A 24247-nucleotide genomic window follows, 5' to 3' on the forward strand; every position below is an offset into this window, starting at 1 on the left:
GAGACAGACGACATGCACGACATTATGGCCATCGACACGGTTGTGAACCTGTTCACCGACGAGGTCGAGGCGCTGCGCCCGGCCAACCGGAAGCAGTTCTATCAAGGCAAGATGAAGGTCAGCGACTCGACCATGAACGGCGTCTCGCTGGACGAGATGCTGCGCCGCATGGATGCGGCAGGGATCGAGAAGTCCTTCCTGATCGCCGCCAAATGTGGCCCCGAGGGCCCCGCCGCCTGCTACCGCCTGCCCCCCGCGATGGTGGCGCGGGCGGTGAAGGCGCATCCCGACCGGTTTCTCGGGATGATCGGCATCGATCCGACCGAAGGCATGACCGGCGTACGCGAGATGGAGCACGCGATCACCGAGCTGGGCTTTGTCGGCGCACATTCCTATCCGCACTGGTTCGAGCTCGCGCCCAACCATGCGCGCTACTACCCGTTCTATGCCAAGTGCGTGGAGCTGGACGTGCCGATGCAGCTTCAGGTCGGCCAGTCGATGATCTACGATCCGACCTATCCGCGCCGCTCGGTCGGCCGGCCGATCACGCTCGACGACGTCGCCTGCGACTTCCCCGAGCTGAAGCTCATCGGCATTCACGTGGGCATCCCGTGGACCGAGGAGATGATCGCGATGGCGTGGAAACACCGCAACGTCTACATCGCCTCGGACGCGCATTCGCCCAAGTACTGGCCGGAGAGCTTCAAGCACTACATCCGCTCCTACGGGCAAGACAAAGTGCTGTTCGGGACCGATTTCCCGGTCCTCGACTTCGAACGCACACGGAACGAGATCGAGGCCATGGAGCTGCCCGAGGCCGCGAAGCGCAAGTTCCTGCGCGACAACGCCCGCCGCCTCTACAAGCTGGACTGAGGTCGCCGCGCCGCCGCGTCCGGTTCAGGCGTCTAGGAACCTCAGCAATGCCGCCGCGGCCTCGTCGGGCCGGGCGGTTACCGACGGGATCACCCGCGCCTCGGCCTCTGGTATCAGCGCGGCATATTCCGCGTGCCATTGCAGCAGCATGTCCCCCTCGCCGCAGGCCGCCAGCGTGGGGCGCGTGATACGTGGGAACTCGGCCCGCTTGTCGAAGCGGAAGGCAGCGCGATAGGACAGGTGATAGGTCCTGTAGGCCTTGGCCACGTCGATGACCTTCTCGTGCAGCACATCGGGCGGCGGCAGGCCGATCTTGCGCGCGTGGACGGCATCGGTCGCATACCATGGCCAGAACATGTAGGTGTCGCGCACGAAGTGCCAGATCCAGTTCAGATGCCCGCCGTGCAGATCCGCCTCGAGCGCGGGCGCGTAGCGGTCGAGGATCTCGGCCTGCATCTCGTCGGAATAGAGCCCGATCCCGTCCAGCACCAGCCGCCGCACCCGCGCGGGCCGTGCGATACTCAGCGCTGCGGCGATCGAGCCGCCCGTGTGGGTGCCGTAGAGGTCGCATTGCGCGATCCCCAGCCCGTCCAGCGCCTCGGCCAGCCGGTCGGCAAAGAAGTCGATCTCGGGCACGTCAGGCATGTCGCCGGCGGAGTCGCCGTTGCCCATCGTGTCAGGCGCAATCACCCGGCGCCCGCGCGCGGCAAGAGCCTCCATCAGGGGCACCAGCCCGCTGGACGAGCCCGGCGAGGCATGGATCAGCACCACGACAGGCGCATCCTCGGGACCGGCGGCACGGTAGTGCACCTGCCCGCCGGCGACATCGACAAAGCCGCGCCGGATCATGCCGGGACCTCGGCCATGTCGGGTGCGCCGCGCCGCTTGGAGCGCCACAGCACCGCGGCAAGGGCCAGCGTGAAGACAAGGCTGAGCACCGCCATCTGCAAGACCCAGAGCTGCGGCTCGCGCGCCTGGATCAGCGCCCGCCCCATCAGATGCATGGCCACGGCCAGCCCGCCGAAGATCGCCCATCCACCCCAGAGACCGGCACGATCATGGGCTGCGATGCCGCCCGGGGGCTCTTCCTCGCGGGTCAGGTCCGAAAGATCGCGCGGGGCCTCCGCCGCGACCTGGCCGTCGCCCTCTCCCACGGCAGCCCGCTCCATGCGCCGGGCCATCAGCCGCGCGAGCAGTCCGCCCTGCGCCGCAGCGGCCTTTTTGCCGGCCCCCGGCGCGGAGCCGTCGCCCGAGGTGGTCACGGTGAAGAAACGCGACGCCAACAGCGCCAGCAGGATCACCGCGACGCCGGCAAGGTCCGTGCGGACCTCGGGGACGATCATCATGCCCGCGCCGACGATCATCACCAGCCGCAGCGGCAGGGCGATCGGCGCGGAGAAGTAACCCACGAAGGCGATCGACAGCGTTGCCAGCCCGAAGGCCGCCGTCAACGAAGCCTGAAGGATCTCGGCCGGGCTGCCCTGCATCAGCAGCGCGGGCTGGTAGACGAACATCACCGGGATGATGAAGGCCGCGATCCCGAGCCGGGCCGCCGCCACCGAGGTGGCCATCGGGTTCGCCCGCGCGAGCGGCGCCGCCGCAAAGGCCGCGAGCGCGACCGGCGGCGTGATGTTCGAGACGATGCCGAAATAGAAGGCGAACATGTGCGCGGCCATTTCGTCGACGCCGAGGGCGCGCAGGATCGGCACGATGGTGGCGACCATGGTGATGTAGACCGCCGAGGCGGTCATGCCCATGCCCAGCACGATGGCGACCAGCCCGCTCATCGCCAGCAGCAGCCACAGCTGTTCGCCCGCCGCCGACAGGGCGCCCTGCGTGATCTGGAAGCTGAGCCCGGTTGAGAAGATGGCCCCGATGATGATGCCCGCCGCGGCCGCGGTGACCGACAGCGCCGCGGTCGAGCGCGCGGTCTGCTCCATCGCTGCGGCGAGCCGCATCGGTGTCGGCCAGGTGCGGCGGCTGGCGAAGCCGGTGATGACCGTCCCGGCCAGCGCGATCACCGCCACGAACACGATGGAGTAGCCGGCCACGAGCCCGCCGATGATGAGCGCAATGGGGATCAGTAGGTAGCCCTGCCGCCGCAGCACCTCCCAGGTGCGCGGCAGGCTGTCGCGCGGCAGTGTCCGCAGGCCGGTGCGCTTGGCCTCGAAATGCACCGCGACGAAGATCACCAGGAAATACAGCAGAGCCGGGATCAGGGCCGCCAGGATGATTTCCGAATAGGGGCGGCCAAGGAACTCGGCCATGATGAAGGCGATGGCGCCCATCACCGGCGGCATGATCATGCCGCCCGTCGAGGCCGCGGCCTCTGCGCCGCCCGCAAAGGCCGGACGATAGCCGAGCTGACGCATCAGCGGAATGGTGAAGGCTCCGGTGGTGAGCACGTTGCCGATGGCGCTGCCCGACAGTGTGCCCATCATCGCCGAGGACACCACGGCAGCCTTGGCCGGCCCGCCAGTGCGGTGCCCGAACATCGAGAAGGCGAGGCGCAGGAAAAAACTGCCGACACCGACCACGGCCAGCAGGTTGCCGAACAGGATGAACAGCACGACATATTGCGCCATCACCCCCAGCGGCGTGCCGAAGATGCCGCTGTCGCCCAGCACCAGCGCTCGCAGCAGGGTAAGCGGTTTCGTTGGCGGGCCGTAGAACACGCCGGGCGCGTGGTTCGCGAACAACGCATGCAGCACGAAGGCCCCGGCCACGAACAGCAGGATCGGGCCCAGCGTCCGGCGCACCCCTTCGACCACCAGCCCCAGTGTCAGCAATGCCGCGAACAGGTCGGTGTTGGACATGATGACCTGTCGCAGGGCCCAGTTCGGCAGCGTGCTGACATAATACCACGACAACCAGATTGCCCCGGCCAGCAGCGCCCCGTCGATCACCGACCAGCGGTTGAACGGGTCGGACCAGCTCCGTCCGAGCGGGTGCACCAGCACCACCAGAGCCATGGCGAGGGTCAGGTGCAGCGGGTTCATCAGCATGGTCGGCGGTGCCCCGTAGATCGCCGCGTAGAGGTGGATCAGCGAGAAGAAGACGGCGCCGAAGAGGATCAGCAGACCGTTCAGGCGCGCAGCGCCGGAGCCCTGCACGAGCAGGCTCAACGCGTTCTGAGGCGGGGTGTCGGACATTCGGAACCTGTGCTGTCTTGTTGAGGGGGCGAAACCGCCGCCCCCCAGTGAGAACGGATCGGTGGCGCGATCAGTCGTCGGCGAGTCCGGCCTCGGAGTAGAACATCATCGCGCCGGGATGGGTCTCGACCGAGGCAAGGTCGAGCATGGTCTCGGGCTGGATTTCCTCGGAGCCCGCGAAGAGGCCTTCGAATTCACCAACGTTCTCGACCAGGGCCTTGGTGATCTCGTAGACGATCTCGTCCGGCACGTCGGCCGAGATCACGGCCTCGTTCATCAGGTAGGGCAGCATCACCGCCTCGTCCTGGCCGGCATAGGTGCCGGCGGGCAGCTCCTGCATCGTGGTTCCGGCCAGAGCCGCGGTATAGGCCTCGCCTGCCGCCTCGTCGAAGCCCATCAGGGTGAAGCCCGGCTGGTTCTCGATCTGCATCAGCATGCTGTAGGGCGCCGGCCCGGCAAAGAAGCCGACGTCGAGACGCCCGTCCTGAAGCGCGCCCGCCGTGTCGCCATAACCGATCTCGTCCACCGTGCCGCCCGCAGCGCGCACGGCGTCGAAGCTGCTGCCGTTCGCCTCCAGCGCCTCGGCAATCATCGGCAGGAAGATCGACGTCGCGTTGGCGCCCCAGATACGGTAGGCCTCATCATCGATGTCGGCCAGCGAGGTCAGCTCGGTGTCGGCCGAGGCGACGGGCTGGAAGTAGGCCCCGTAGAGCGTCATCAGGTGGCGCACCTGGGGTGTCGGCACGCCAAGCGATCCCTCGCCACGCTGGACCACCGGCGTCAGGAAGCCGTAGGTCAGCACAATCTCGACCTCGCCCTGCGCCATCAGAGCCATATTCGCCTCGGTGCCGCCCGCGATGGTCGTCGCGGTGACCCCCTCGACATTGGCATTGATGATCTCGGCCATCTTGGCGCCCACCACGGGGTAGGTGCCTGCAAGGCCCGAGCCGATGCGGATGAAGGTTTCGGCCTGCGCGCCGGTGGCGACGAGAAGGGCCGCAGCGGCGGCGGTCATGACAAAAGTGCGTTTCATTGAGGCATCCCTGTGTGGAAATCGGGTCAGATATGAGCTTCGCCGCTGAAGCGGTCTTTTTCTTCTTGATGGGTCATACTGCTAAAGTTTATGTCAATAAGACATTTAACGTATCGCAAAAATAACGCGTTCTTGTATTCCCGACAGGCTGGAGATGATGAAATGAGCAGCGGATTCAACTTTGCAGAAACGCTGGACCATGCGGCCCGATCGCGCGGGGATCACCCGGCACTGATCCACGACGGCACCACGCTCAGCCACGCCGAGTTTGCCGCCCTGGTGCGCCGCACCGCCACCGTTCTGACCGAAGACGGGATCGGGCGCGGCGATCTCGTGGGGCTCGGCATGCAGGACAGCATCGAATATGTCGCCCTGCTGTTCGCGCTGGCCCGGGTCGGGGCGATCACGCTGCCCGTCGATGCCCGCTGGCACGAGGATGAAAAGCGCCGGATGGTCGAGTTCTTCGCGCCGCGCCTGTTGTTCTCGGACGACCCTCTTCCCGGGATCGAGGGCTGCCCGGTGCAGCTGGCCGATGACGTGTGGAAGGCCCGGGTTGCCACGGCTTCGGAGGATGCGCCGATCGTGCATGCGCCCGACCTCGGCATGGTCGTGTCGCTGTCCTCGGGCACCACGGGGCGACCCACTGGCCCGCTTCTGACCCACGAGCAAATGTATGCCCGCACCGTCAGCCAGATGGCCTCGCTGGGGTTCTCCTGCTACGATCGCTTCATGACCGCGACGCCGCTCTACTTCGGCGGCGGGCGAGCCTTTACCCTTTCGCAGATCGCCATCGGTGCGACGCTCATCCTGAACACCCCACCCTTCAAGGCGCAGGAGCTGGCCCGCGCCGTGGCCGAGACGGAAACCACGGCGCTGTTCCTCGTGCCGACGCTGCTGCGCCGCCTGCTCGAGCTGCCCGACTCCGAGCTGGCCGGGTTCCACGGCCTGCGGCAGCTGATCTCGTCCGGGTCGCCGCTGCATGCCCATGAGCGCGAGGCCGTGCGCGCGCGCCTGACCCCGAATTACTACGAATACTACGCCTCGACCGAGGGCGGCGGCGTCTCGGTGCTGGCCCCGGCGGATCAGCGTGCGCACCCCGAAACCGTGGGCCGCCCCGCTTTCAGGGTCGACCTGCAGATCGTCGATGACGCCCATGCCCCCGTGGCGCCCGGCGAAACCGGCCATGTCCGATATCGCGGGCCCGGCGTTGCCGAATGGTTCTTCCGCGACGAGGATGCGGCCGCGAAGGCCTTCCACGATGGCTATTTCTATCCCGGCGATCTCGGCGCGCTGGACGCAGGCGGTTTCCTGACCCTGAAGGGCCGCTCGAAAGACGTCATCATCCGTGGCGGCGTCAACATCTATCCCCCCGAGATCGAGCGGATCGCGTCGGCGCTGCCTGCAGTGGCGGAATGCTGCGTCTTCCCGGTGCCGCACGCCGCCTTCGGCGAGGAGGTGGGCATTGCCGTGGTGCTGCGCGACGGTGCCGATGCAACGGCGGTGCAGACCAGCATCACCGAGGAATGCGCCGCGAAACTGGCGCGCTACAAGCTGCCGCAGCATTTCTTCGTGATGGACAGCTTCCCCAAGAACAGCGGCGGAAAGGTCATCAAACCCAAGGTGATGGAAGCCGCGCTGAAGAGCTGACGCGGACAGCGCCGGTCCCGCAGCGGGCGGGACCGGACACGTTCAGCGCTGCCCATCCTCGGGCAGCAGCCTGAAGACGGGATAGCCATCCGGGCTTGCGTCCAGCTCGACCCGGGCGCCGCAGCGGGGCGCGTCGGATCCGGTCAGCCGACCGGGAAGGCGCAGCCCCTCCTCGAGATCGATCAGCGCGATGATGTAGGGCACCTCCTCGCCGAACGCGGACGAGGGCGCGCGATGCACTTCGGTAAAGGTGTAGACCGTGCCGCGCCCCGATGGCGTGAACGGCACGGTGTCCGGCGAATGACACGCGGGACAAAGCGGGCGCGGGTAGGCGCGCGGTTGCCCGCAGGCCTCGCAGCGCACCACGGTGTCGAAGGGGGCGTTGCCCATCAGCTGTCCTCCCCGCCCAGAACGAGCGTGCAATGTACTCCGATGATCCCGCCGTTGCCGTGCACCAGCGCATGATCCGTGCGGTCGAGCTGACGCGCCCCGCCATGGCCGAGGATCTGCCGTGCGGCCTCGACCACGTGGAAGAGCCCGGCCGGCACGCCGCAATGGCCCGCAGACAGCAGCCCGCCATGCGGGTTTACCGGCAGTGCGCCCTCGGCGCCGATGGCACCCGAAAGCACAAAATCCCCCGCCTCGCCCTTCGGGCAGAACCCAAGGTCCTCAAGCTCGAGCAACACGGTGATCGTGAAGCAATCATAGAGGCAGGCGAAATCCATGTCCGTTGCGGCCAGCCCCGCCGTCGCGAAGGCCGAGGCCCCCGACCGGGTGGCGGAGGTGGTCGACAGGTCGGCGGAATCTCCGACCCAGGGGTGCCCCATGGCATAACCCGACCCTAGCAGCCACGCCGCACGGCGCGACAGCGCACGGGCGCGTTCGGGCGTCGTCACGATGACCGCCCCTGCCCCATCCGAGACCAGCGAGCAGTCCAGCCGCCCGAACGGCGTCGCGATGCGCGGCGCGTCCAGCACGTCCTCGACCGAGATCGGACGGCTCTTGTGGGCATTGGGGTTGCGGCCGGCATGGCGACGCGCCTCGACGGCGACCTGTGCCAGCGCTTCGGGAGTGGTCCCGAAATCATGCATGTGGCGCTGTGCCACCATGGCGTAGAGCGCAGGAATGGGCGGGCCCAGCGGCTGCTCGAGCTCGGCATGGGCGGCCGATCCCTTGCTGGCCATCGCGGCCACCGCGCCGTCGCGTGACAGACCGCTGAGCAGGTTCTGACCGGCGACGCACAGCACCGTGTGGCAGGCACCGCTGGCCACGGCCATCGCCGCCTGATGCACCATGGCGGTTCCCGAGGCGCCGGCGATGTCGACCGTGGTGAAGAAATCCGGTTGGATCCCAAGCGCAGAGGCAACGACAGTACAGGGCATCATCCAGCCGTCGATGCGGGTGGGGGTGGTGATCAGCCCGTCGATGTCGTCAAAGCCAAGGCCAGCCTGCGCCAGCGCGTCGGTGGCTGCCTCGGCCATCAGCCCCAGCGAGGTGCTGTCCGGGTGCTTGCCGATGCGGCTTTCTCCCGCGCCGACGATGGCGGCCGCGCCACGCCTCATCGACTCAGCACCACGAGCGCGTCACAGACCGTGGCGCCCTGCCCCGCTTCGCCGACGATGACCGGGTTGAGGTCGAGCGTCTCGATGCGGCCATCGCTGCCCATGCCCAGATCCGACAGCGTCGTGATCGTGCGCACCAGCGCGGACACGTCTGCTGGCGCCCGGCCTCGATGGCCGTCGAGCAGCGGCCACCCGCGCAACTGGCGCAACATCGACAGCGCCTCGTCCTCGCTCACCGGGAGCAGGCGATGCGCCACATCCTCCAGCAGCTCGGCCATGATCCCGCCCAAGCCGACGGTCAGCACCATGCCGAAGACCGGGTCACGTGACAGGCCGAGGATCATCTCGACCCCGGGGGCCGCCATTTCCTCGATCAGGAAGCCCCGCAGCTCGAGGTCCGGAGCCACCTCGCGGATCCGCGCGCCCATCTCTTCGGCGGCGGCGCTGGCCGTGGCGCCGTTCAGGTTCAGCTGCACACCGCCGAGTTCGGTCTTGTGACCGATCTCGGCCGACAGGATCTTGACCACGACCGCCCCGCCGAGACGGTCGGCCAGCGGTCCAGCGTCGGCTGCGGTTTCGGCCACCATCCCGCGCGGCACGTCGAAGCCGTTGGCGGCGAGGAAGGCCTTCGCGTCCGCCTCGTCCGGCTGGCCGGGCAACGTGTCCAGCCCCTGAACCGGCGGCACCGGGGCGACCACCGGCCGGGCCGCCTGTGCGAGCTCCGCGTAGCGCGCGGCGGCATCGATGACCTGCATGGCGGGGGCAATGTCGCGGAAGACCGGCAGGCCCATGCGGACCAGCTCGGCATGGGTCAAGGTGTCGTCGTCGGTGCAGTTGCCGCTCCAGATCACCGCGCAGGGCTTGGGGCTTGCCAGAAGCGCCTGCGCCGTACCCCGGATAAGCTCGGCAGAATGCAGGGTCAGGACCGGTAGGATCACGTCCACGGCCGGGTCCTGTGCGATTGTCTCCAGCACCCCGGCAAAGATCTCGGGCGAGCCGATCGCTGCCGAGGTGACGTCGGCGGGGTTCGAGGCCTGCCCGTAATTCGGGATCAGCTCGGCCATCCGGGTCTTGGTCGCGCTGCCGAAGTCGGGAAAGGCAAGGCCATGCATCGGACCCTGGTCGGCAAGGTGCACGAGGTTCCCCCCCGAGATCGACACCGCCGCCAGTCCGCGCCCACCCAGTCTCCGGCCTGTGCGCAGCATCATCGCCACGTCGATCATCTCGTGACAATCGTCGACGCGCAGGATGCCGAGCTGGCGCAGGACGTCATCGGCCACGCTGTCGCTGCTGGCCAGCGCCCCGGTATGCGACACCGCCGCCTGCATGCCCTCTTCCGAGCGCCCGAGCTTCATCATCACGATGGGCTTGTCCGCGGCGCGCGCCCGGTCGGAGAGCGCGCGCAGCTTGCCGCCGTCACGGATGGTTTCGGCCAGCATCAGGATGACACGGGTCTCGGGGTCGTCGACCATGAAGGCCGCGTAGTCGAGGATGTCGAGATCCGCGTCGTTGCCGCAGGACACCTGGTAGCTGATCCCCAGCCCGGCCTGCTGGGCGCGGTACATCACATTGACCTGGGCCAGCCCGCCGGAATGACCGAGGACCGCGACATCGCCTTTGGGCGCGCGCGGACCGTTGATTGTCGCGGTAGAGGTCAGGGCAAAACCGTCGACATAGTTGATCAGGCCGTTGCAATTGGGCCCCATCAGGCGAATGCCGTGTTCCCGTGCCAGGGCGACGATCTCTGCCTGGAAGGCGGCGCCGTCGGCGCTGCCGCCCTCGGAGAAGCCGGAGCTGAAGATCGTGACATGGCGCACGCCACGATCTCCGCACTGTTTCAGGACGCCGGGTATGGCCTTGCCAGGCACGACGATGCCGACGTGGTCGGGCGCCTCCGGAAGGCTGGCGATGTCAGGGTAGCAGGGCATGCCCAGGATGGTGTCGGCCTTTGGATTGACCGGGTAGATCCGCCCCTCATAGCCGAAATCGACAAGCTGCTTCAGACAGCGGCCGCCGAATTTCCTCAGGTCCGCGCTGGCGCCGACGAGGGCCGCCGATTTGGGCGAAAAGAACGGTTTCAGGTCGGGAAAGCTGGCCGGCATGGTGTCTCACTGTGCTGGAAAGGGGCACTCCAAACCTCACAATTGCATTATACAAAGATCAAATGATTGTTGTCAGCCTTGCCCAATTTTCTCGTTTTTGGGGTCGATTTCCGTTGTTCGGCCAAAAGTTTAGTCGCCGGGACGTTGCTCGGCTGCACAGCCGGATGGTCAAGGCATGCCGATGCCGAGAGCCAGTGTCCTTCGCTATACCGCGTTGAAGGCAGCCAATCTCCCATCGGATTCATGGTCCCGCGGCCACACGACCTTCAGATGCAAAGAAAGGCAGCACTTTGCCAGCGCATCGACCCGGCATGAGGCGCACTCCCCCAAAATGTGCGTTTTTTGTTGTTATTTAATTATGCCTTTATAACAAATGGAATCGACGAGAGGCGCCCACGACCGGACATGCCTCTTTCGTACGTGAATTCTGACTGACTGAAGCCGGGCGCCCCGCGCATCGACCTCGACCCGCGGGAGAGGCCGGACGATGCGTTGCGCCCTGCGCCGATCAAGGAGCCACATCATCATGAGCATTGCAGCGGATCCGACCGCCGCCGACCGGTCCGCGCCTTCGGGCCAGCCGGCCCCGGCGCGTGAAGGCGCCATCGAAATAGATGGCATCACCAAGGTCTATGACACCAAGGGTCAGCGCACGCTGGCCGTCGAAGACGTGAGCCTAGAAATCGAGCCGGGAGAGTTCGTCGTGCTGATCGGCCGGTCCGGCTGCGGCAAGAGCACCCTGCTCCGCACGCTGGCGGGCCTGCAGGCGCCGACCGACGGTGCGATCCGCATCAGCGGCCAATCGCTCTATTCCCCGGAGGGCAAGGCCGTGCCCGAAGTCATCGGCGACCTCGGGTTCGTGTTCCAGGATGCCAACCTACTGCCGTGGCGCTCGGTATGGAAGAACATCGCCTTGCCGCTGGAGGTGCAGCGCATGTCCCGTCCCGACCGGCGCCGCCGCGCCGAGGAGCTGGGAGAGCTTTCGGGGCTCAGCGAATTCCTCGATCACCTGCCCCGGCAGTTGTCGGGCGGGATGCGCCAGCGGGTCGCGATCATGCGGGCGCTGGCGCCCGAGCCGTCGATCCTGTTGATGGATGAACCGTTCAGCGCGCTGGATGCGATCACGCGGGACGAGTTGAACATGGCCCTGCAGCTGATCTGGCTCGAGTTTCGCAAGACCGTGGTGCTGGTCACGCACTCGATCACCGAGGCGGCCTTCCTTGCCGACAAGATCGTCCTGCTGTCGCCGCATCCGGGACGGCTGCAGAAGGTCATCAAGGTCGACTTCCCGCGTCCCCGCCCGCTGGAACTGACCAAGGACGACGCCTTCCAGTCGCTCGTCGCCGAACTTCGGACGGAGCTGGGGGAATGACGATGACCAACCGCGACGACGCAAGCCCCGTCCGCAGCATGGCTCCCGCAGAGGGTGGGCGGTCCCTTCGAGAGCTGCTCGACACTTACCTGACCTGGATAACCACGCCACTGCTGCTGCTGGCCTTCATCGCGCTGTGGAAGCTTTATGTCGTGGTGCTCGACATCAGCCCCTTCATGCTGCCCCCGCCAGAGGCGGTGGCGCTGGCGCTGGTCGAGCTGCTCCAGGAGCCGTTCTTCTGGAATTTCTTCCGCATCACCGTGACCGAGATCCTGGTGGGGTTCGGCCTCGCCGTCGTGGTGGGGGCGGGGCTGGGCATCCTGCTCGGACGCTCGAAGTTGTTCGAGCGCATCGCCTCGCCCTTCATCGTCGCTTCGCAGGTGACACCCAAGGTGGCGCTGATGCCGCTGTTCCTTCTGTGGATGGGCTTCGGCATGCAATCCAAGATCGCCATGGTGGTGCTGCTGTCCTTCTTCCCGGTGATGAAGGCCACGATCCTCGGCGTCCGGTCGATCGGAAGCGAACAGCGCGACCTGTTCACGGTGATCCGCGCACCGGTCTGGAAGCGTTTGCTGTCGCTCGATGTACCAGCGGTGCTTCCCTACCTGCTGACCGGCATCGAGACGGCCAGCGTGCTTGCCGTGACCGGCGCCATCGTCGGCGAGTACCTCGGCGGCAACGAGGGCCTTGGCGCGATGGTGGTCATGACGCTGAACGCCATGCGCGTCGACCAGATGTTCGCCACGATCGTCGCCCTCGCGATCTTCGGCTTCCTTTTCTACGCGGTGATCGCCTCGATCCGGAAGATCGCCGTGCCCTGGCACGATTCAGCACAGAACGACTGAACCGGGCCCGCCCCCGGGATCCGATCCCCGGACACCCGTGCAAATCCACAACAGGAGAGCTTGACGACATGACCATCGACAGAAGAACCTTCCTTACCGGCGCCTCGGGCGCGACCGTTACCGCCACGCTGGGCGCTGCCAGCGTGACCTTCGGCCTGGGATCACCCGCCGCCGCGCAGGGTATGGCGCAGACCTACATGGCCCCCTCGCGCCTGACGCTGTTCCAGGGCTTCATCCTTGCCGCCGAAGCGCGCGGGTATTTCACCGACGAGGGGCTGGATATCACCGTGCAACCCGGCACCGGCACCGCCATCGCCGTGCAACAGGTGACCGCTGGTGCCACCGCCTTCGGCCTCGCCGGCCCCTCGACCACCTGCCCGCCAATCGCCAACCAGGGCGCGCCGCTGGTGTCGATCGGCCAGATCGGCTATCGGAACTTCTGGGAAATTGCCTCGCTCCCCGACAAGCCGCTGACCCATCCCTCCGAATTCCAGGGCAAGACGATCGGCATCGCCTCCGTTGGCGGCGCCATCGACAAGCACCTCGACCTGATGTCGATGGCCGAAGGGCTCGATCCGAGCAACGTCAACAAGGTCGTCACCGGGCTCGGCCCCAGCGGCTATGCCTTTCTCGAGCGGGGCGAGGTCGACGGCTTCTTCGTGTTCTACGAATCCAAGACCGCATTGCTGGAGCAGGGGGTCGAGCTGCACTACATCGCCGCCGACGATTTCGCCCCCCTGCCCTCTGACGCGCTGATCACTTCGACCGACTTTGCCGAGGACCCCGCGAATGAAGAGGTCATCGTCAAGTTCCTGCGCGCCTGCCGGCGAGGTGTCGAAGCGATGCAGGATCCGGCGAACTACGAGGACATCATCGGATACCTCGCAACCTATAATCCAATCGAGGGCGCTGAGGTCGAGAAGGGCAAGAAGATCCTCGATGCGCTGAAATTCTACATGACACCGCCCGAGGGCGTGGCGCAGATGGCCTTCAGCGAGGCGGACTGGGCCAGGGCGATCGAGTTGCTCGAGGTGTCCGGCGCCATCGAGACACCCGGCACCCCGCCGGAGCGGTTCTATACCAACCGCTTCATCTCGCAGGTCTGACCCCTGCGCGCTATAAAGCAACGACGCCTGCCGCCCCGCCCGGGCGGCGGGCCCCTGCTTAGGTCCGTGCGTGCGGAGCGATCAGCCGGGCTGTTTCATCTGGAACGTGTCGGTCAGGCGCGCGTAATGCCCCTGACCGGAGATGCGCCCGATGGCGCCCAGCCGGTCACCGTCGCAGCACAGATCCGGTCCGAGCAGCCCGTCATGGGCATGCACCTGAAGGACCTCGGCGACCACCGCGACGTGGGGGCGCGTGCCGATATCGAGGAATTGCGCCACCCGGCATTCCAGTTGCACCGGGAATTCGGCCAGCCGCGGCGGCGCCACCGCAACCGAGGGCTTCAGGGCGAAGCCCTGTTCGGCCACTTCGCTCTGCTCGCGGGGCAGCGACGCGGCGCAGGCGTTCATCCGGGCCGCCAGCGCCTCGGGGACGATATGCACCACGCATTCGGGCAGATCACGCAGGTTGCAGATGGTATCCTTCTCGCCACCGTCGCGCGGCCCGGCCGAGAAGATCAGCGTTGGCGGTGCGACGCCGAGCATGGTGAAGAAGCTGAAGGGCGCGGCATTCCAGCCCGCCGGGCCTTGCGTGACCACGAGGGCAATCGGCCGCGGCACGACGATACTGGACAGCAGTCGGTATTGCTCGGCGGCGGACAGGGATGTCGGATCTAGGTCGGTCATAGTCTCTTGCACTGCAGCGAGCGCCGCGGAGATCTGGGAGGGGAGGCCGGAAAGGGCATGGATTCAATGGGAAAAGTAGAGGCGGAAAAATGTATTGTATACCCGACACGAAGCGATCGAAGCGGCTTTCGGGCGGCCCTGCATTCTCTTTATGCAGGAATGGCATGGCAAATGGCCGGAATTGTTGCCCTGCTGGTCAAGTTCGGCACGGGAATGGCCAATCGGGCAGGCCGAGTATTTACGCGATAATGGACGCCTAGCGTTTTTCGCCCTAATACGAATAGGCAGCCTTTTTTCGGGCTGCGACTCCCGGCCTCGCCGGGCCATGTTTCACCAGAATTTTCCTGCCAGGAGATCCCGTGCGCAACCGCATCATGCTGGACCAAGAAGAGGTGACGCCGAAACACCATCAGGCCTATCTGCTCCTGCGCCAGCGGATCGAGGATGGTGTTTACCCGGTCGACAAGCCCATGCCGTCAGAGCCCGAACTGACCGCGATGTTCGGTGTTTCGCGCATCACCATTCGCCGCGCGCTGGAACGGCTACAGTCCGAGGGGCTGATTTCGCGGGCGCGGGGGCGAGGGACATTCCCGCTGGAACTGCCGCGCAAGACGACGAGCGTCGGGGCCGAGATCAGCGGAAACTTCGACAACCTCGTCGCCATGGGGCTGAAATCCCGTGCCCGGCTGATCGAGTTCGCCTATGTCACGCCACCCGAGGACATCCGCACCGCCCTCGACCTGACGCCGGACGCCAAGGTGCAGCGCGCCGTTCGGGTGCGGTCGGCGGACGACAAGCCGTTTTCGCACCTGACAACCTACGTGCCCCGCGAAATCGGGCAGAACTTCTCTTCGGCCGACCTCGAAGCGCGGCCGTTGCTACTGCTGCTCGAAGCCCAGGGCCACCGGATCCACTCCGCGACGCAGGCGCTCTCGGCGCGGCTGGCCGACCATCAGGTCGCACAGGTGCTCGAAGTCAGTCCCGGCTCGGCACTGCTGTGCATCCGCCGCCTGGTACGCGACGCGACGGGCAAGCCGGTCGAATACCTCGAGGGGCTGTATCGTCCCGACATGTATGAGTATTCCCAAAACCTCCTACGCGACGAAAACCTCGACGGTGTCGCCTGGACACCCCGCGACTGACCAAGGCACCCGGCCCATCCTCGCCCGGAAAAACGCCGATATCGCCCCGACCCCCGCGCCTGGCTCTCTCGGGGTCGGGATGCCGCAGAGGGTCGAGATCACGCGCGCGGTCGGCGGGGACGGTCGCATTCTCGTACTCGACGAGCCTGCTTCTGTAACTGCCTCCCTGAAAAGACGAGGCCTCCGCGCCCGGGAGGACGGCGAGGAGGCCAGTTCGCCAATCGCGGTGCCTCTGTTCAGGCTGCGGCGGCCCGCTTTGCGGTCGCCAGCTTGCCGGCATAGTCCAGCGCCGCCAGCATGTTGACGTGGTTCGCCTTGCCGGTGCCGGCGATGTCGAAGGCGGTGCCGTGATCGACCGAGCAGCGGTCGATTGGCAGGCCCAGCGACACATTCACCGCGGTGTCGAAGGCGATGAGCTTGATCGGAATATGGCCCTGATCGTGATACTGCGCGATCACAAGGTCGAAGGCGCCGGTGTTGGCTCTGTGGTAGACGGTGTCGGCCGAGATCGGCCCGGTCACGTCAATGCCCTCGGCCTTGGCCATCTCGACCCCGGGGGAGATCTGCCGATCGTCCTCGCGACCGAACAGCCCACCCTCGCCGCAATGCGGATTGATCCCGGCCACGGCGATGCGCGGACGCTCGAGGCCCATGCGCCGAAGATGATTTTGGCCGGTGCGGATGGTCTCGAGCACGCGCTCGGGGGTGGCGCGGTCGATGGCGTCCTTGAGCGAGACATGGGTCGAGACATGCAGCACGTTGAGGGTCGGAGAGGCCAGCAGCATCCAAGACGACTTGCAGCCGGTCAGATGCGCCAGCATCCCGGTGTGGCCGTCATAGTGATGCCCCGCGGCGTTCAGCGCCGCCTTGTTGATCGGCGCGGTGACGATGCACGAGGCCGCGCCGGCGCTGGTCAGGTCGACGGCCTTCTTGATGTAGCGGAAGCAGGCCTCGCCACAGGCATCTGACAACACGCCGAATTCTCCCGGGAGGCCCTCGGTCGGCACGTCGATGACTTGCAGCGCGGCGGCGTCGCCGGCGCCCTGTTCGCGCAGCGCGAGGTCGAGGTCGCAAGCCTTCACGGCGCGCGCCATGGTGTCGGCATCACCGATCACCGCGTAGCGGGCGCGCTCTTCGGGCGACAGCGAGGCCATCGCCTTGACGGTGACTTCGGCGCCTACGCCGGACGGGTCGCCCATGGTGATGACGATGGGTTGCTCTGACATCTTGGTCTCTCCAGATTTGCGTGCCGCGCCCTCAGCGGGCGGCGAGCGCGTCTGCGTTCAACATGCGCGGCGGGGTCTCTCCCGCCAGCACAGCGTCGAGGCTTTCGATCACCATCAGCCCGACATTCTCGAGCGCTTCGCGGGTGTCGGCCCCGGAATGCGGCGTGAAGACCGCGTTCGGGTGGCTAAACACCGGGTGCGAGGTGTCGGGCGGCTCGGAGACATAGGCGTCGATGGCCACGCCGCCGAGCTGGCCGCTTTCCAGCGCCTTGGCCACCGCGTCGAGATCGACAACCTCGCCCCGCGCCAGGTTGATGAGCTTCGCACCGGGCTTGATCTGAGCGAGGGTCGCCTCGTTGATCAGCGCGGCATTATCCGCCCCGCCGAAGACGTGCAGCGAAATGTAGTCGGACTGCGCCAGCAACTCCTCGAGTGGCAGGAAGCTTATGCCGTGCTCGGCGGCGAAGGCTTCATCGGGATATTTGTCGGTGGCCACCACCTGCATCCCCAGCCCCCGCGCCAGCTTTGCCAGCCGCTTGCCGATATTCCCGAGCCCCACGATGCCCAGCGTCTTGCCGCCAAGCTGGGTGCCGATGCGGCGGTCCCAGCCGCCGGCGGTCACCGATGCGTGGCCCTGCGGGATCCAGCGCGCCATCGAGAACATCAGCCCGACGGCCAGCTCGGCGACCGCGTCGGCATTGGCCGCGGGTGTGTTGCAGACCGGCAGCCCGGCCTCGGTGCAGGCGGGGATGTCGATATTGTCGACGCCGACACCGTGCTTGATCACGGCACGCAGCTTGCCGCCCTGCGTGAGCGTCTCGGGTGTCACCGGAACGAGGCCGACGACCAGCGCATCGGCGCGGCCGATATGCTCGGACACCCCGCCGTCCGGTTTCGACGTATCTGTACAGGAGATGAACTCCCAGCCACGTTCGCGGATCAGCTCCGGGACGCGGCCATGCTTGCCGAACCCCGGAGAGGTGGTGACGATCACCGGTTTACGATCGGGCATCAGATCAGCTCGTATGTCTTGAGGATGGCCTCGATCTGCTTGTCCTGCTCGGGATCAGGCAGCAGCGCGGGCTGCCGCGACGCGCCGACCGAATTGTCCATGACCCAGAGCGCGCGCTTCACCAGCGCAGGCGGATATCCCAGCTTGTAGAGATCGGTGCGGAACGCGCCGTAGGTTTCCTGCGCCTTGGCCGCGCCCTCTTCGTCGCCGGCGTTGAAGCACGAGACGATCTTGGCCAGCACCTCGGGCATCACGTTGCCGAGGCCCGAGATCGCGCCCTTGGCCCCGTTCTGGAAGGCCCAGTGCACGAGGTGGTCGGGACCGGAATAGACGTCGAAGCCGTCTTCGTCGCGGCCCACGGCCATGTATTGCTCGAGCGTCTCCTGCGCGCCGCCGGAATCCTTGATGCCGGCGATGTTGGGGTGCTTTGCCAGCGCCCGCGCGGTCTCGGGCTCGATGTGGTTCTGGGTGCGGGCCGGGATGTCATAAAGATAGACGGGCGTCTTCACAGCGTCGGCCACGGTGGTGAAGTGGCGCACCAGCCCGTCCTGGGTGCAGGCGATGAAGAACGGCGTGATCACCGCGATCCCGTCGACGCCGATGCGGTCGAATTCCTTCGCCAGCGCCACGGTCTCGAAGGTGGCGGGCATGCCGGCGTTGACGATGACCTTGGCCTGTCCGTCCACCTCGGCCACGACCTCCTCGGTCAGCCTTACCTTTTCATCAAAGGTCAGCGCCGAGAAATCGCCGTTGGTGCCGGCGCACATGATGTTGTTGCCGGCGGCGACCTGTCGGCGCACCTGCGCGCGGGTGGCCTCGTAGTTGATCGTCTCATCGTCGTTGAAACAGGTGACGAGGGCGACAAAGGCCTCTTTCTGCGAGCTCATGCGAGGACTCCTTGGTCAGATGTTTTGCGCGGCGCGGCGGCGCTGGATCGCGCGGGAGAGGAAGGGCCAGCCGGCAGAGAGCACGGTCAGCGCGAGGAACAGCAGCGTGATCGGCGTCGAGATGAAGGCGAGCACGTTGTCATCGTTCTGCAGCAGACCGCGGCGAAGGTTGGATTCGAGCAGCGGGCCGAGGATCAGCGCGATGCAGAGCGCCGCCTGGCTGAAGCCGAACTTCTGCATCCCCCAGCCCAGCACGCCGAAGCCCACCATGGTGTAGAGATCGACCGGGTTCAGGTTGATCGAGAACGAGCCGATGAAGCAGAAGACGACGATCGACATGGCCAGAAGGCGGCGCGGGATCATCAGGATGCGGCTGAACAGCGGGATCAGAGCCATGCCGAAGATGAACATGAAGATCGTCGCGATGAAGGTGCCGCCGAACATGCCCACGACCACGTCGGGGTTGGTCTGGAACAGCATCGGTCCCGGCGCGAGGCCCTGGATCAGCAGACCGCCCATCAGCACCGCGGTCACCACGTCACCGGGGATGCCGAGCGCCAGCAGCGGGATCAGGGCCGAGGCGCAGACCGCATTGTTGGCGGATTCTGTGGCGGCGATGCCGGGCGCGTAGCCGGTGCCGAATTTCTCCGGGGTCTTCGAGGCACGGCGGGTCTCGTTGTATGAGATCCACGACGCGGTGCCCGAGCCGGTGCCGGGCACGATGCCGATCAGCGTGCCGATGATGGAGCCGCGCACCAGTGCGCCGCGGCTGGCCTTGAGCTCTCCGCGCGAGGGCCAGCGGCCCGAGACGCTCTTGATCGGCTCTTCCTTGGCGGCGATGCGCTCCATCTGGGTAAAGACCTCGGACAGCGCGAAGAGGCCGATGAGGGCGGGCGTGAAGGAGAAGCCCGAGGCAAAGCCCTGAATGCCGAAGGTGTAGCGCATCACGCCCGAGATCGGGTCGGCCCCGACGGTCGAGATCAGAATGCCCAGAAGGCCCGAGATCGCGCCCTTGAGCAGGTCGCCCGAGAGCGAGGCGATGATGGTGAGACCAAAGAGGGCCAGCGCGAAATACTCCGGTGCGCCGAACTCCAGCGCGATGCCGGCCAGCTGCGGCGCGAGCGTCGCCAGCACGATGGCGGCGATCAGGCCGCCCACGGTCGAGGCGATGGTCGCCATGCCAAGCGCCTTGCCGGCCTCGCCTTTCTGCGCCATCGGGTAGCCGTCGAGCACCGTCGCGGCGGAGGCCGGGGTGCCCGGCGTGCGCAGCAGGATCGACGAGACGCAGCCGCCGTAGATGCCGCCGATATAGATGCCGATCAACATGTTGAGCCCCATCACCGGGGTCATGCCGAAGGTCAGCGGGATCAGCAGCGCCACGCCCATGGTCGCGGTCAACCCGGGCAGTGCGCCGATGACGAGCCCGCCCAGCGTGCCGGCGGCGATGGTCAGCAGCACCTGCAGATCGAGAAGCGGTGTAAGAAAGGCGATCGAGTCCATGACGGTCCTGAAGCTCTGTCCTGCGGCCCCTGCGCGGGCCGGTGCGGGGAAGAGGCAGGACGCGGATGCGCCCTGCCCCGGTGTCATGCGCCCGAAGGCGCACGTCAGATCAGTTGTTCATGCCGAGCATGCCGAGGTTCTCGAGCACGGTGCGCGAGGTCTCCATGTCGCGGCGGGCGCGCGCCTCGAAGGCTTCGCCGTCCTCGAAGGTGACGAATTCGCCCATGTCGGTCAGCGTTTCGCGGAACTGCTCGTCCGTGGCAATCTGCTCGACCGCATCGCGCAGCCAGGTCAGCGTTGCCTCGTCCATGCCCTTGGGACCGATCAGGCCCTTCCAGGACGACCAGGTGAAATCAACGCCCTTCTCGACCGCCGTGGGCGTGTCGGGGAACAGGTCGATGCGCTCGTCTTCCATCACGAAGAGCGGCGTCATCTGGCCGGCATCCGATGCCGACTTGGCCTCGGCAGGCGAGGCCACCATGGCGTCGATATGACCCCCGATGCAGGCGGTGCGGGCCTCGGACGAGCCGTTGAACGGCACCGACTCGATGGAGATGTCGGCGGCAGCGGCGAAAGCCTCGGCCGAGATCTGGTTGGCACCGCCGGCGCCCGAGTTGCCAACCTGCGGCGCGTTCTCGCCGGCATAGTCGATGAAGCTGTCATAGTCCGAGAACGGCGCGTCGGCACAGGCCACCATGACCTGCAGCGAACGGGCGTAGAGGCCAATGAACTCGACATCGTCGAGCTGGTAGTCGTTGCCGCCGATCAGCGGCTTGATGACCAGCGGGCCCTGGGCGCCGGCGCCCAGCGTGTAGCCGTCGGCACGGGCATTGACCGCTGCCGAGGAGCCGATCGCCCCGCCGCCGCCGGGCTGGTTGCGCACCACCATGGTGCTGTCGTCGAAGATGCGCTCGAACGCGTCGGCGACAACCCGCATCGACAGGTCGGTCGAGCCGCCCGCGGAGTAGGGCACCACCACCTGCACGGGGCGCTGCGGGAAATCCTGCGCCAGGGCGCCGGTTGCCGCGATGGCCGCCACGGCGGCACCGATGAATGTCGTCTTGAACATGAAGTTCCTCCCTTCAGATTGAATGAGTGCAATAACGCTCAGGGCAGCCAGACCGAGAGAAGCTCGGTAAAGCCGAAGTAGATCGCGAGGGTCATGCCGACCGGGAACAGGATCACCACCAGCCAGTTGCGCTCGCCCAGGAGCAGCAGGCCGAGGATGAAGGCCACCATCGTCGAAGGCAGGCAACCCACCGGCATGAAGGCCGCGGCGTAGCCGATCATCACCAGCGTGAAGGCGGCCATCGACAGCAGCACCGACTTGCCCGGCAGCGAGACGTCGGATGCAGGATCGTGCTCGGCCCGCAGCGCACGGATGATCAGCAGGACGGCCAGCAGGGCGATCAGGACGGTGACAAGCCACGGCACGAAGCTCGGCCCGGCAACACCCGGATTGAAACCCTGGTTGATGTAGGTTGCACGCCAGCCGGCAAAGCCGCAGAGCGCCAGCAATCCGCCGCCGATCCAGAGATCTGCCCTAGCCTCACGAACGATCATCAAAGGTCCTCCTCGCGTCGGGGAAGGCAGACGCGCCGCCTCCCGAGTCTTGCCGGTCAACATGACGACAAGCTGACAACCTGTCAATTGGTGAAACTATATTTCTTGAAATTCTGACGATCCGCCCGTGGAAACGCCCAGCTGAAAGACGGACGCCACATCAAAATACCGCATTCAAATAACTATTTTCATTCGCATTTTATCGCCACCTTCGCCCCACTATAGCACCACATGCGCGCGAGGGCCCCTCGCCCAGGTTGAGAGTTACCATTTGACAAGTTGTAAAACTTGCGCCAGTCCTGAGGCCATATTTCCGGCACTCACCCCCATGGGCGCCGACTCAGACCAGCGGCGAGACGCCGATTTCGTCCCCGAGGAGGATTCGCGATGCACAACCTGACGACCCCCATCGAATTGCGCCGTCCGGCTCTTGTTCACTACGGCAGCGGCACGCTCGCAAAGCTCGCCGAGTGGGTCGCGGCCGAGGGCTACAGCACACCCTTCGTGGTCGCCGACCCGATCAACGCAGCCCGCCTCGAGGCGCTCGGCCTCGGCGCGGTCGCCTGCTTTGGCGAGGTTGTGCCCGAGCCCGGCACCGACAACCTGAACCAGGCGGTCGCGGCGGCAGGCAATGCCGATCTGGTGATCGGTTTCGGCGGCGGCTCGGCGATGGATCTCGCCAAACTCGTCGCGGTGATGATGGGACAGGACAAGCCGCTCTCCGAGATCAGCGGCCCGAACCGCGCCCCCGCCCGCAAGGTCGGCCTCGTGCAGATCCCGACCACAGCGGGCACCGGCTCCGAGGTTGGCACCCGTGCGCTGGTGACCGATCCGGAAACCAACAGCAAGATCGCCACGGAGAGCCCCCACATGCTCGCCGATCTGGCGATCATCGACCCCGATCTCACCATGACCGTGCCGCCGCATGTCACCGCCGCCACCGGCGTCGATGCCATGGCCCATTGCGCCGAGGCCTTCACCTCCAAGCGCGCCCACCCGCTGATCGACGGCTACGCGCTGCAGGGGATCGAGCTCGTCGGGCAGTATCTCAAACGCGCCGTCGACAACGGCGATGATGCCGAGGCGCGCGCCGGGCTCGCGCTCGCGGCCTTCTATGGCGGCGTCTGCCTCGGGCCGGTGAACACCACCGCCGGCCACGCCCTGAGCTACCCGCTCGGCACCCGCTACAAGCTCCCGCACGGCATCGCCAACGCGCTGATCTTCCCGCATGTTCTGGCCGCCAACGCCGAGGCGCGCCCCGAGAAGACGGCGCAGATCGCCGCCGCGCTCGGCTTCGACGGCGGCAGCGAGGACACGGTCCGTGCCGGTGCAACCGCGTTCTGCGAAGCGCTCGGCCTGGACATGCGGCTGCGCGCCCACGGCGTGACCGAAGACAGCCTGCGCGCCATGGCCGAGGAGGCCCACGGCATCCGCCGGCTGCTTGACTGGAACCCGCGCGATCTCTCGGTGGACGAGATCGAGGCAATCTACCGCCGCGCGTTCTGAGCGCCATGCCGCCGCGCGTCCATATCGTTGCCGACGACCTGACCGGCGCGCTCGACAGCGCGGCGACATTCGCAGCGCGGGGTGCCCGGGTGCGGGTGGCCTGCACGCCTGCGGATTTCGCCACTGCACTGACCTCCGGGGCCGACGTGGTCGCGGTGGCGACAGGCACGCGCGACGGCAGCGAGGCAGACGCGATCTCTAAGGCGCGCATCGTGGCACGAGCACTCGACGGGCGGGACGGGCTGCTCTTCAAGAAAATCGACAGCCGGCTCAAGGGGCATATCGGAGCTGAGCTCGACGCTCTGGTTCCCGCGGGCGCCTCGCTTCTCGTCAATCCGTCCATCCCGGCGCTAGGACGCTATTGCAGCGATGGCGCGATCACCGGCGCCGGCGTCGAGACGCCCATTGCCGTGGCCGACCGGATCGGCCGCGCGGTGGCCGTTCCGGACACGCCCGACCAGGCCTCTCTGGATGCGCAGCTGCCTGATAGACTTGAAGAAACGGTCTTTGTCGGCGCGGCGGGCCTGGCCGAGGCGCTCGCCCGCCGACTCTGGCCCGCGCCGCAGCCGCGCGCCCTGCCCCGGCCCGGCCTGCCGGCGTTGCTCGCCATCGGTTCACGCGATCCGGTGACCTCGGCGCAGCTCGCCGCGCTTGGCGATGTTCCGCTGGCCGAGGCCCCGAACGGCGCATGCCCGGCCCTGCCCGACGTGCCACTGCTGCTCTTGCGCATGACCCAAGGATCCGAGGCCATTGACGGCGCGCAGGCCGGCGCGGCCTTTGCCGAGACGATCGCCACGGCCCATGACCGCCTGCACCCCGCGACGCTCTTTGCCTGCGGCGGAGAAAGCGCAGCGGCGCTGCTGGCCCGGCTGAAGATCGGCCAGCTCGACGTGTTGGGCGAAGCGCTGCCCGGGGTGCCGGTCGCGCGATGTGCAGACGGGCCGCCATTGCTGCTGATCACCAAGTCCGGCGGCTTCGGGCCGCCCGACACGCTTGTCAAACTTGTAAAATTCCTCGTGAATGGCTAAGCCCAGA

Annotated in this window: 21 protein-coding genes; 8 read left to right on the forward strand and 13 right to left on the reverse strand. The window is 66.7% G+C overall.

The window, feature by feature from the left end:
- The first annotated feature begins 12 nt into the window (after positions 1–12).
- Positions 13–873: an amidohydrolase family protein gene (locus tag R2601_RS20170; protein WP_007801765.1), complete on the forward strand. Its 861-nt coding sequence runs from the start codon at positions 13–15 to the stop codon at positions 871–873.
- A gap of 24 nt (positions 874–897) precedes the next feature.
- Here the strand turns inward: R2601_RS20170 and R2601_RS20175 are convergent, their stop codons facing one another.
- From R2601_RS20175 to R2601_RS20185, 3 genes are all read right to left on the reverse strand, one after another.
- Entirely contained in the window at positions 898–1722 is an 825-nt protein-coding gene (locus R2601_RS20175; RefSeq protein ID WP_007801767.1) for an alpha/beta fold hydrolase, read from the reverse strand.
- Positions 1719–4025: a TRAP transporter permease gene (locus R2601_RS20180; RefSeq protein ID WP_007801769.1), complete on the reverse strand. Its 2307-nt coding sequence runs from the start codon at positions 4023–4025 to the stop codon at positions 1719–1721. Before R2601_RS20180 ends, R2601_RS20175 begins: the two co-directional genes overlap by 4 nt.
- Before the next feature lie 70 nt (positions 4026–4095).
- Complete coding sequence (locus R2601_RS20185) at positions 4096–5058, reverse strand: TAXI family TRAP transporter solute-binding subunit (protein WP_007801772.1); 963 nt, start codon at positions 5056–5058, stop codon at positions 4096–4098.
- A 162-nt stretch (positions 5059–5220) separates the two neighbouring features.
- On the opposite strand from R2601_RS20185, the gene R2601_RS20190 reads away from it, so the two are divergent.
- Entirely contained in the window at positions 5221–6705 is a 1485-nt protein-coding gene (locus R2601_RS20190; protein ID WP_007801774.1) for a class I adenylate-forming enzyme family protein, read from the forward strand.
- A gap of 42 nt (positions 6706–6747) precedes the next feature.
- Here the strand turns inward: R2601_RS20190 and R2601_RS25640 are convergent, their stop codons facing one another.
- From R2601_RS25640 to R2601_RS20205, 3 genes are read right to left on the reverse strand one after another with little or no spacing between them, the layout of a single operon-like run.
- Positions 6748–7095: a Zn-ribbon domain-containing OB-fold protein gene (locus tag R2601_RS25640; RefSeq protein WP_007801776.1), complete on the reverse strand. Its 348-nt coding sequence runs from the start codon at positions 7093–7095 to the stop codon at positions 6748–6750.
- A complete protein-coding gene (locus R2601_RS20200) occupies positions 7095–8267 on the reverse strand; it encodes a thiolase family protein (RefSeq protein WP_007801779.1) in 1173 nt (390 codons plus the stop codon). The genes R2601_RS25640 and R2601_RS20200 overlap by 1 nt, the downstream gene beginning before the upstream one ends.
- Positions 8264–10369 carry an acetate--CoA ligase family protein gene (locus R2601_RS20205; protein WP_007801781.1) on the reverse strand — a complete coding sequence of 702 codons (2106 nt, stop codon included), beginning with the start codon at positions 10367–10369 and terminating at the stop codon, positions 8264–8266. The genes R2601_RS20200 and R2601_RS20205 overlap by 4 nt, the downstream gene beginning before the upstream one ends.
- Positions 10370–10895: 526 nt before the next feature.
- Between R2601_RS20205 and R2601_RS20210 the strand changes: the two genes are divergently transcribed.
- From R2601_RS20210 to R2601_RS20220, 3 genes are all read left to right on the forward strand, one after another.
- Entirely contained in the window at positions 10896–11741 is an 846-nt protein-coding gene (locus R2601_RS20210) for an ABC transporter ATP-binding protein (protein WP_007801783.1), read from the forward strand.
- Positions 11738–12586: an ABC transporter permease gene (locus tag R2601_RS20215; RefSeq protein WP_007801785.1), complete on the forward strand. Its 849-nt coding sequence runs from the start codon at positions 11738–11740 to the stop codon at positions 12584–12586. The genes R2601_RS20210 and R2601_RS20215 overlap by 4 nt, the downstream gene beginning before the upstream one ends.
- Positions 12587–12654: 68 nt before the next feature.
- Entirely contained in the window at positions 12655–13692 is a 1038-nt protein-coding gene (locus R2601_RS20220; RefSeq protein ID WP_007801787.1) for an ABC transporter substrate-binding protein, read from the forward strand.
- 81 nt (positions 13693–13773) lie between these two features.
- On the opposite strand, the gene R2601_RS20225 is transcribed toward R2601_RS20220, so the two are convergent.
- Positions 13774–14376 (reverse strand): flavin reductase family protein, encoded by a 603-nt coding sequence (locus tag R2601_RS20225; RefSeq protein ID WP_007801789.1) that lies wholly within the window; start codon positions 14374–14376, stop codon positions 13774–13776.
- A gap of 359 nt (positions 14377–14735) precedes the next feature.
- Here R2601_RS20225 and R2601_RS20230 point away from each other — a divergent pair, with 359 nt between their 5' ends.
- Entirely contained in the window at positions 14736–15518 is a 783-nt protein-coding gene (locus R2601_RS20230; protein WP_007801792.1) for a GntR family transcriptional regulator, read from the forward strand.
- A 236-nt stretch (positions 15519–15754) separates the two neighbouring features.
- Here the strand turns inward: R2601_RS20230 and pdxA are convergent, their stop codons facing one another.
- The 6 genes from pdxA to R2601_RS20260 all read right to left on the reverse strand — a co-directional run bounded on the left by pdxA (position 15755) and on the right by R2601_RS20260 (position 21706).
- Complete coding sequence (gene pdxA, locus R2601_RS20235; RefSeq protein WP_007801794.1) at positions 15755–16744, reverse strand: 4-hydroxythreonine-4-phosphate dehydrogenase PdxA; 990 nt, start codon at positions 16742–16744, stop codon at positions 15755–15757.
- A 31-nt stretch (positions 16745–16775) separates the two neighbouring features.
- A complete protein-coding gene (locus R2601_RS20240) occupies positions 16776–17756 on the reverse strand; it encodes a phosphoglycerate dehydrogenase (RefSeq protein ID WP_007801795.1) in 981 nt (326 codons plus the stop codon).
- Positions 17756–18643, reverse strand: a complete 888-nt coding sequence (locus R2601_RS20245; RefSeq protein ID WP_007801797.1) for a dihydrodipicolinate synthase family protein — start codon at positions 18641–18643, stop codon at positions 17756–17758. The genes R2601_RS20240 and R2601_RS20245 overlap by 1 nt, the downstream gene beginning before the upstream one ends.
- 15 nt (positions 18644–18658) lie before the next feature.
- Complete coding sequence (locus R2601_RS20250) at positions 18659–20143, reverse strand: tripartite tricarboxylate transporter permease (protein WP_007801799.1); 1485 nt, start codon at positions 20141–20143, stop codon at positions 18659–18661.
- Positions 20144–20252: 109 nt separating this feature from the next.
- A complete protein-coding gene (locus R2601_RS20255) occupies positions 20253–21212 on the reverse strand; it encodes a Bug family tripartite tricarboxylate transporter substrate binding protein (RefSeq protein ID WP_007801800.1) in 960 nt (319 codons plus the stop codon).
- 38 nt (positions 21213–21250) lie between these two features.
- Positions 21251–21706 carry a tripartite tricarboxylate transporter TctB family protein gene (locus R2601_RS20260; protein WP_007801802.1) on the reverse strand — a complete coding sequence of 152 codons (456 nt, stop codon included), beginning with the start codon at positions 21704–21706 and terminating at the stop codon, positions 21251–21253.
- A gap of 387 nt (positions 21707–22093) precedes the next feature.
- Here R2601_RS20260 and R2601_RS20265 point away from each other — a divergent pair, with 387 nt between their 5' ends.
- Complete coding sequence (locus R2601_RS20265; protein WP_007801804.1) at positions 22094–23212, forward strand: iron-containing alcohol dehydrogenase; 1119 nt, start codon at positions 22094–22096, stop codon at positions 23210–23212.
- Positions 23213–23217: 5 nt separating this feature from the next.
- A complete protein-coding gene (locus R2601_RS20270; RefSeq protein ID WP_007801806.1) occupies positions 23218–24240 on the forward strand; it encodes a four-carbon acid sugar kinase family protein in 1023 nt (340 codons plus the stop codon).
- The last annotated feature ends 7 nt before the right edge of the window (positions 24241–24247 follow it).

The organism is Salipiger bermudensis HTCC2601 (assembly GCF_000153725.1).
In the GTDB taxonomy this organism is placed as follows: domain Bacteria; phylum Pseudomonadota; class Alphaproteobacteria; order Rhodobacterales; family Rhodobacteraceae; genus Salipiger; species Salipiger bermudensis.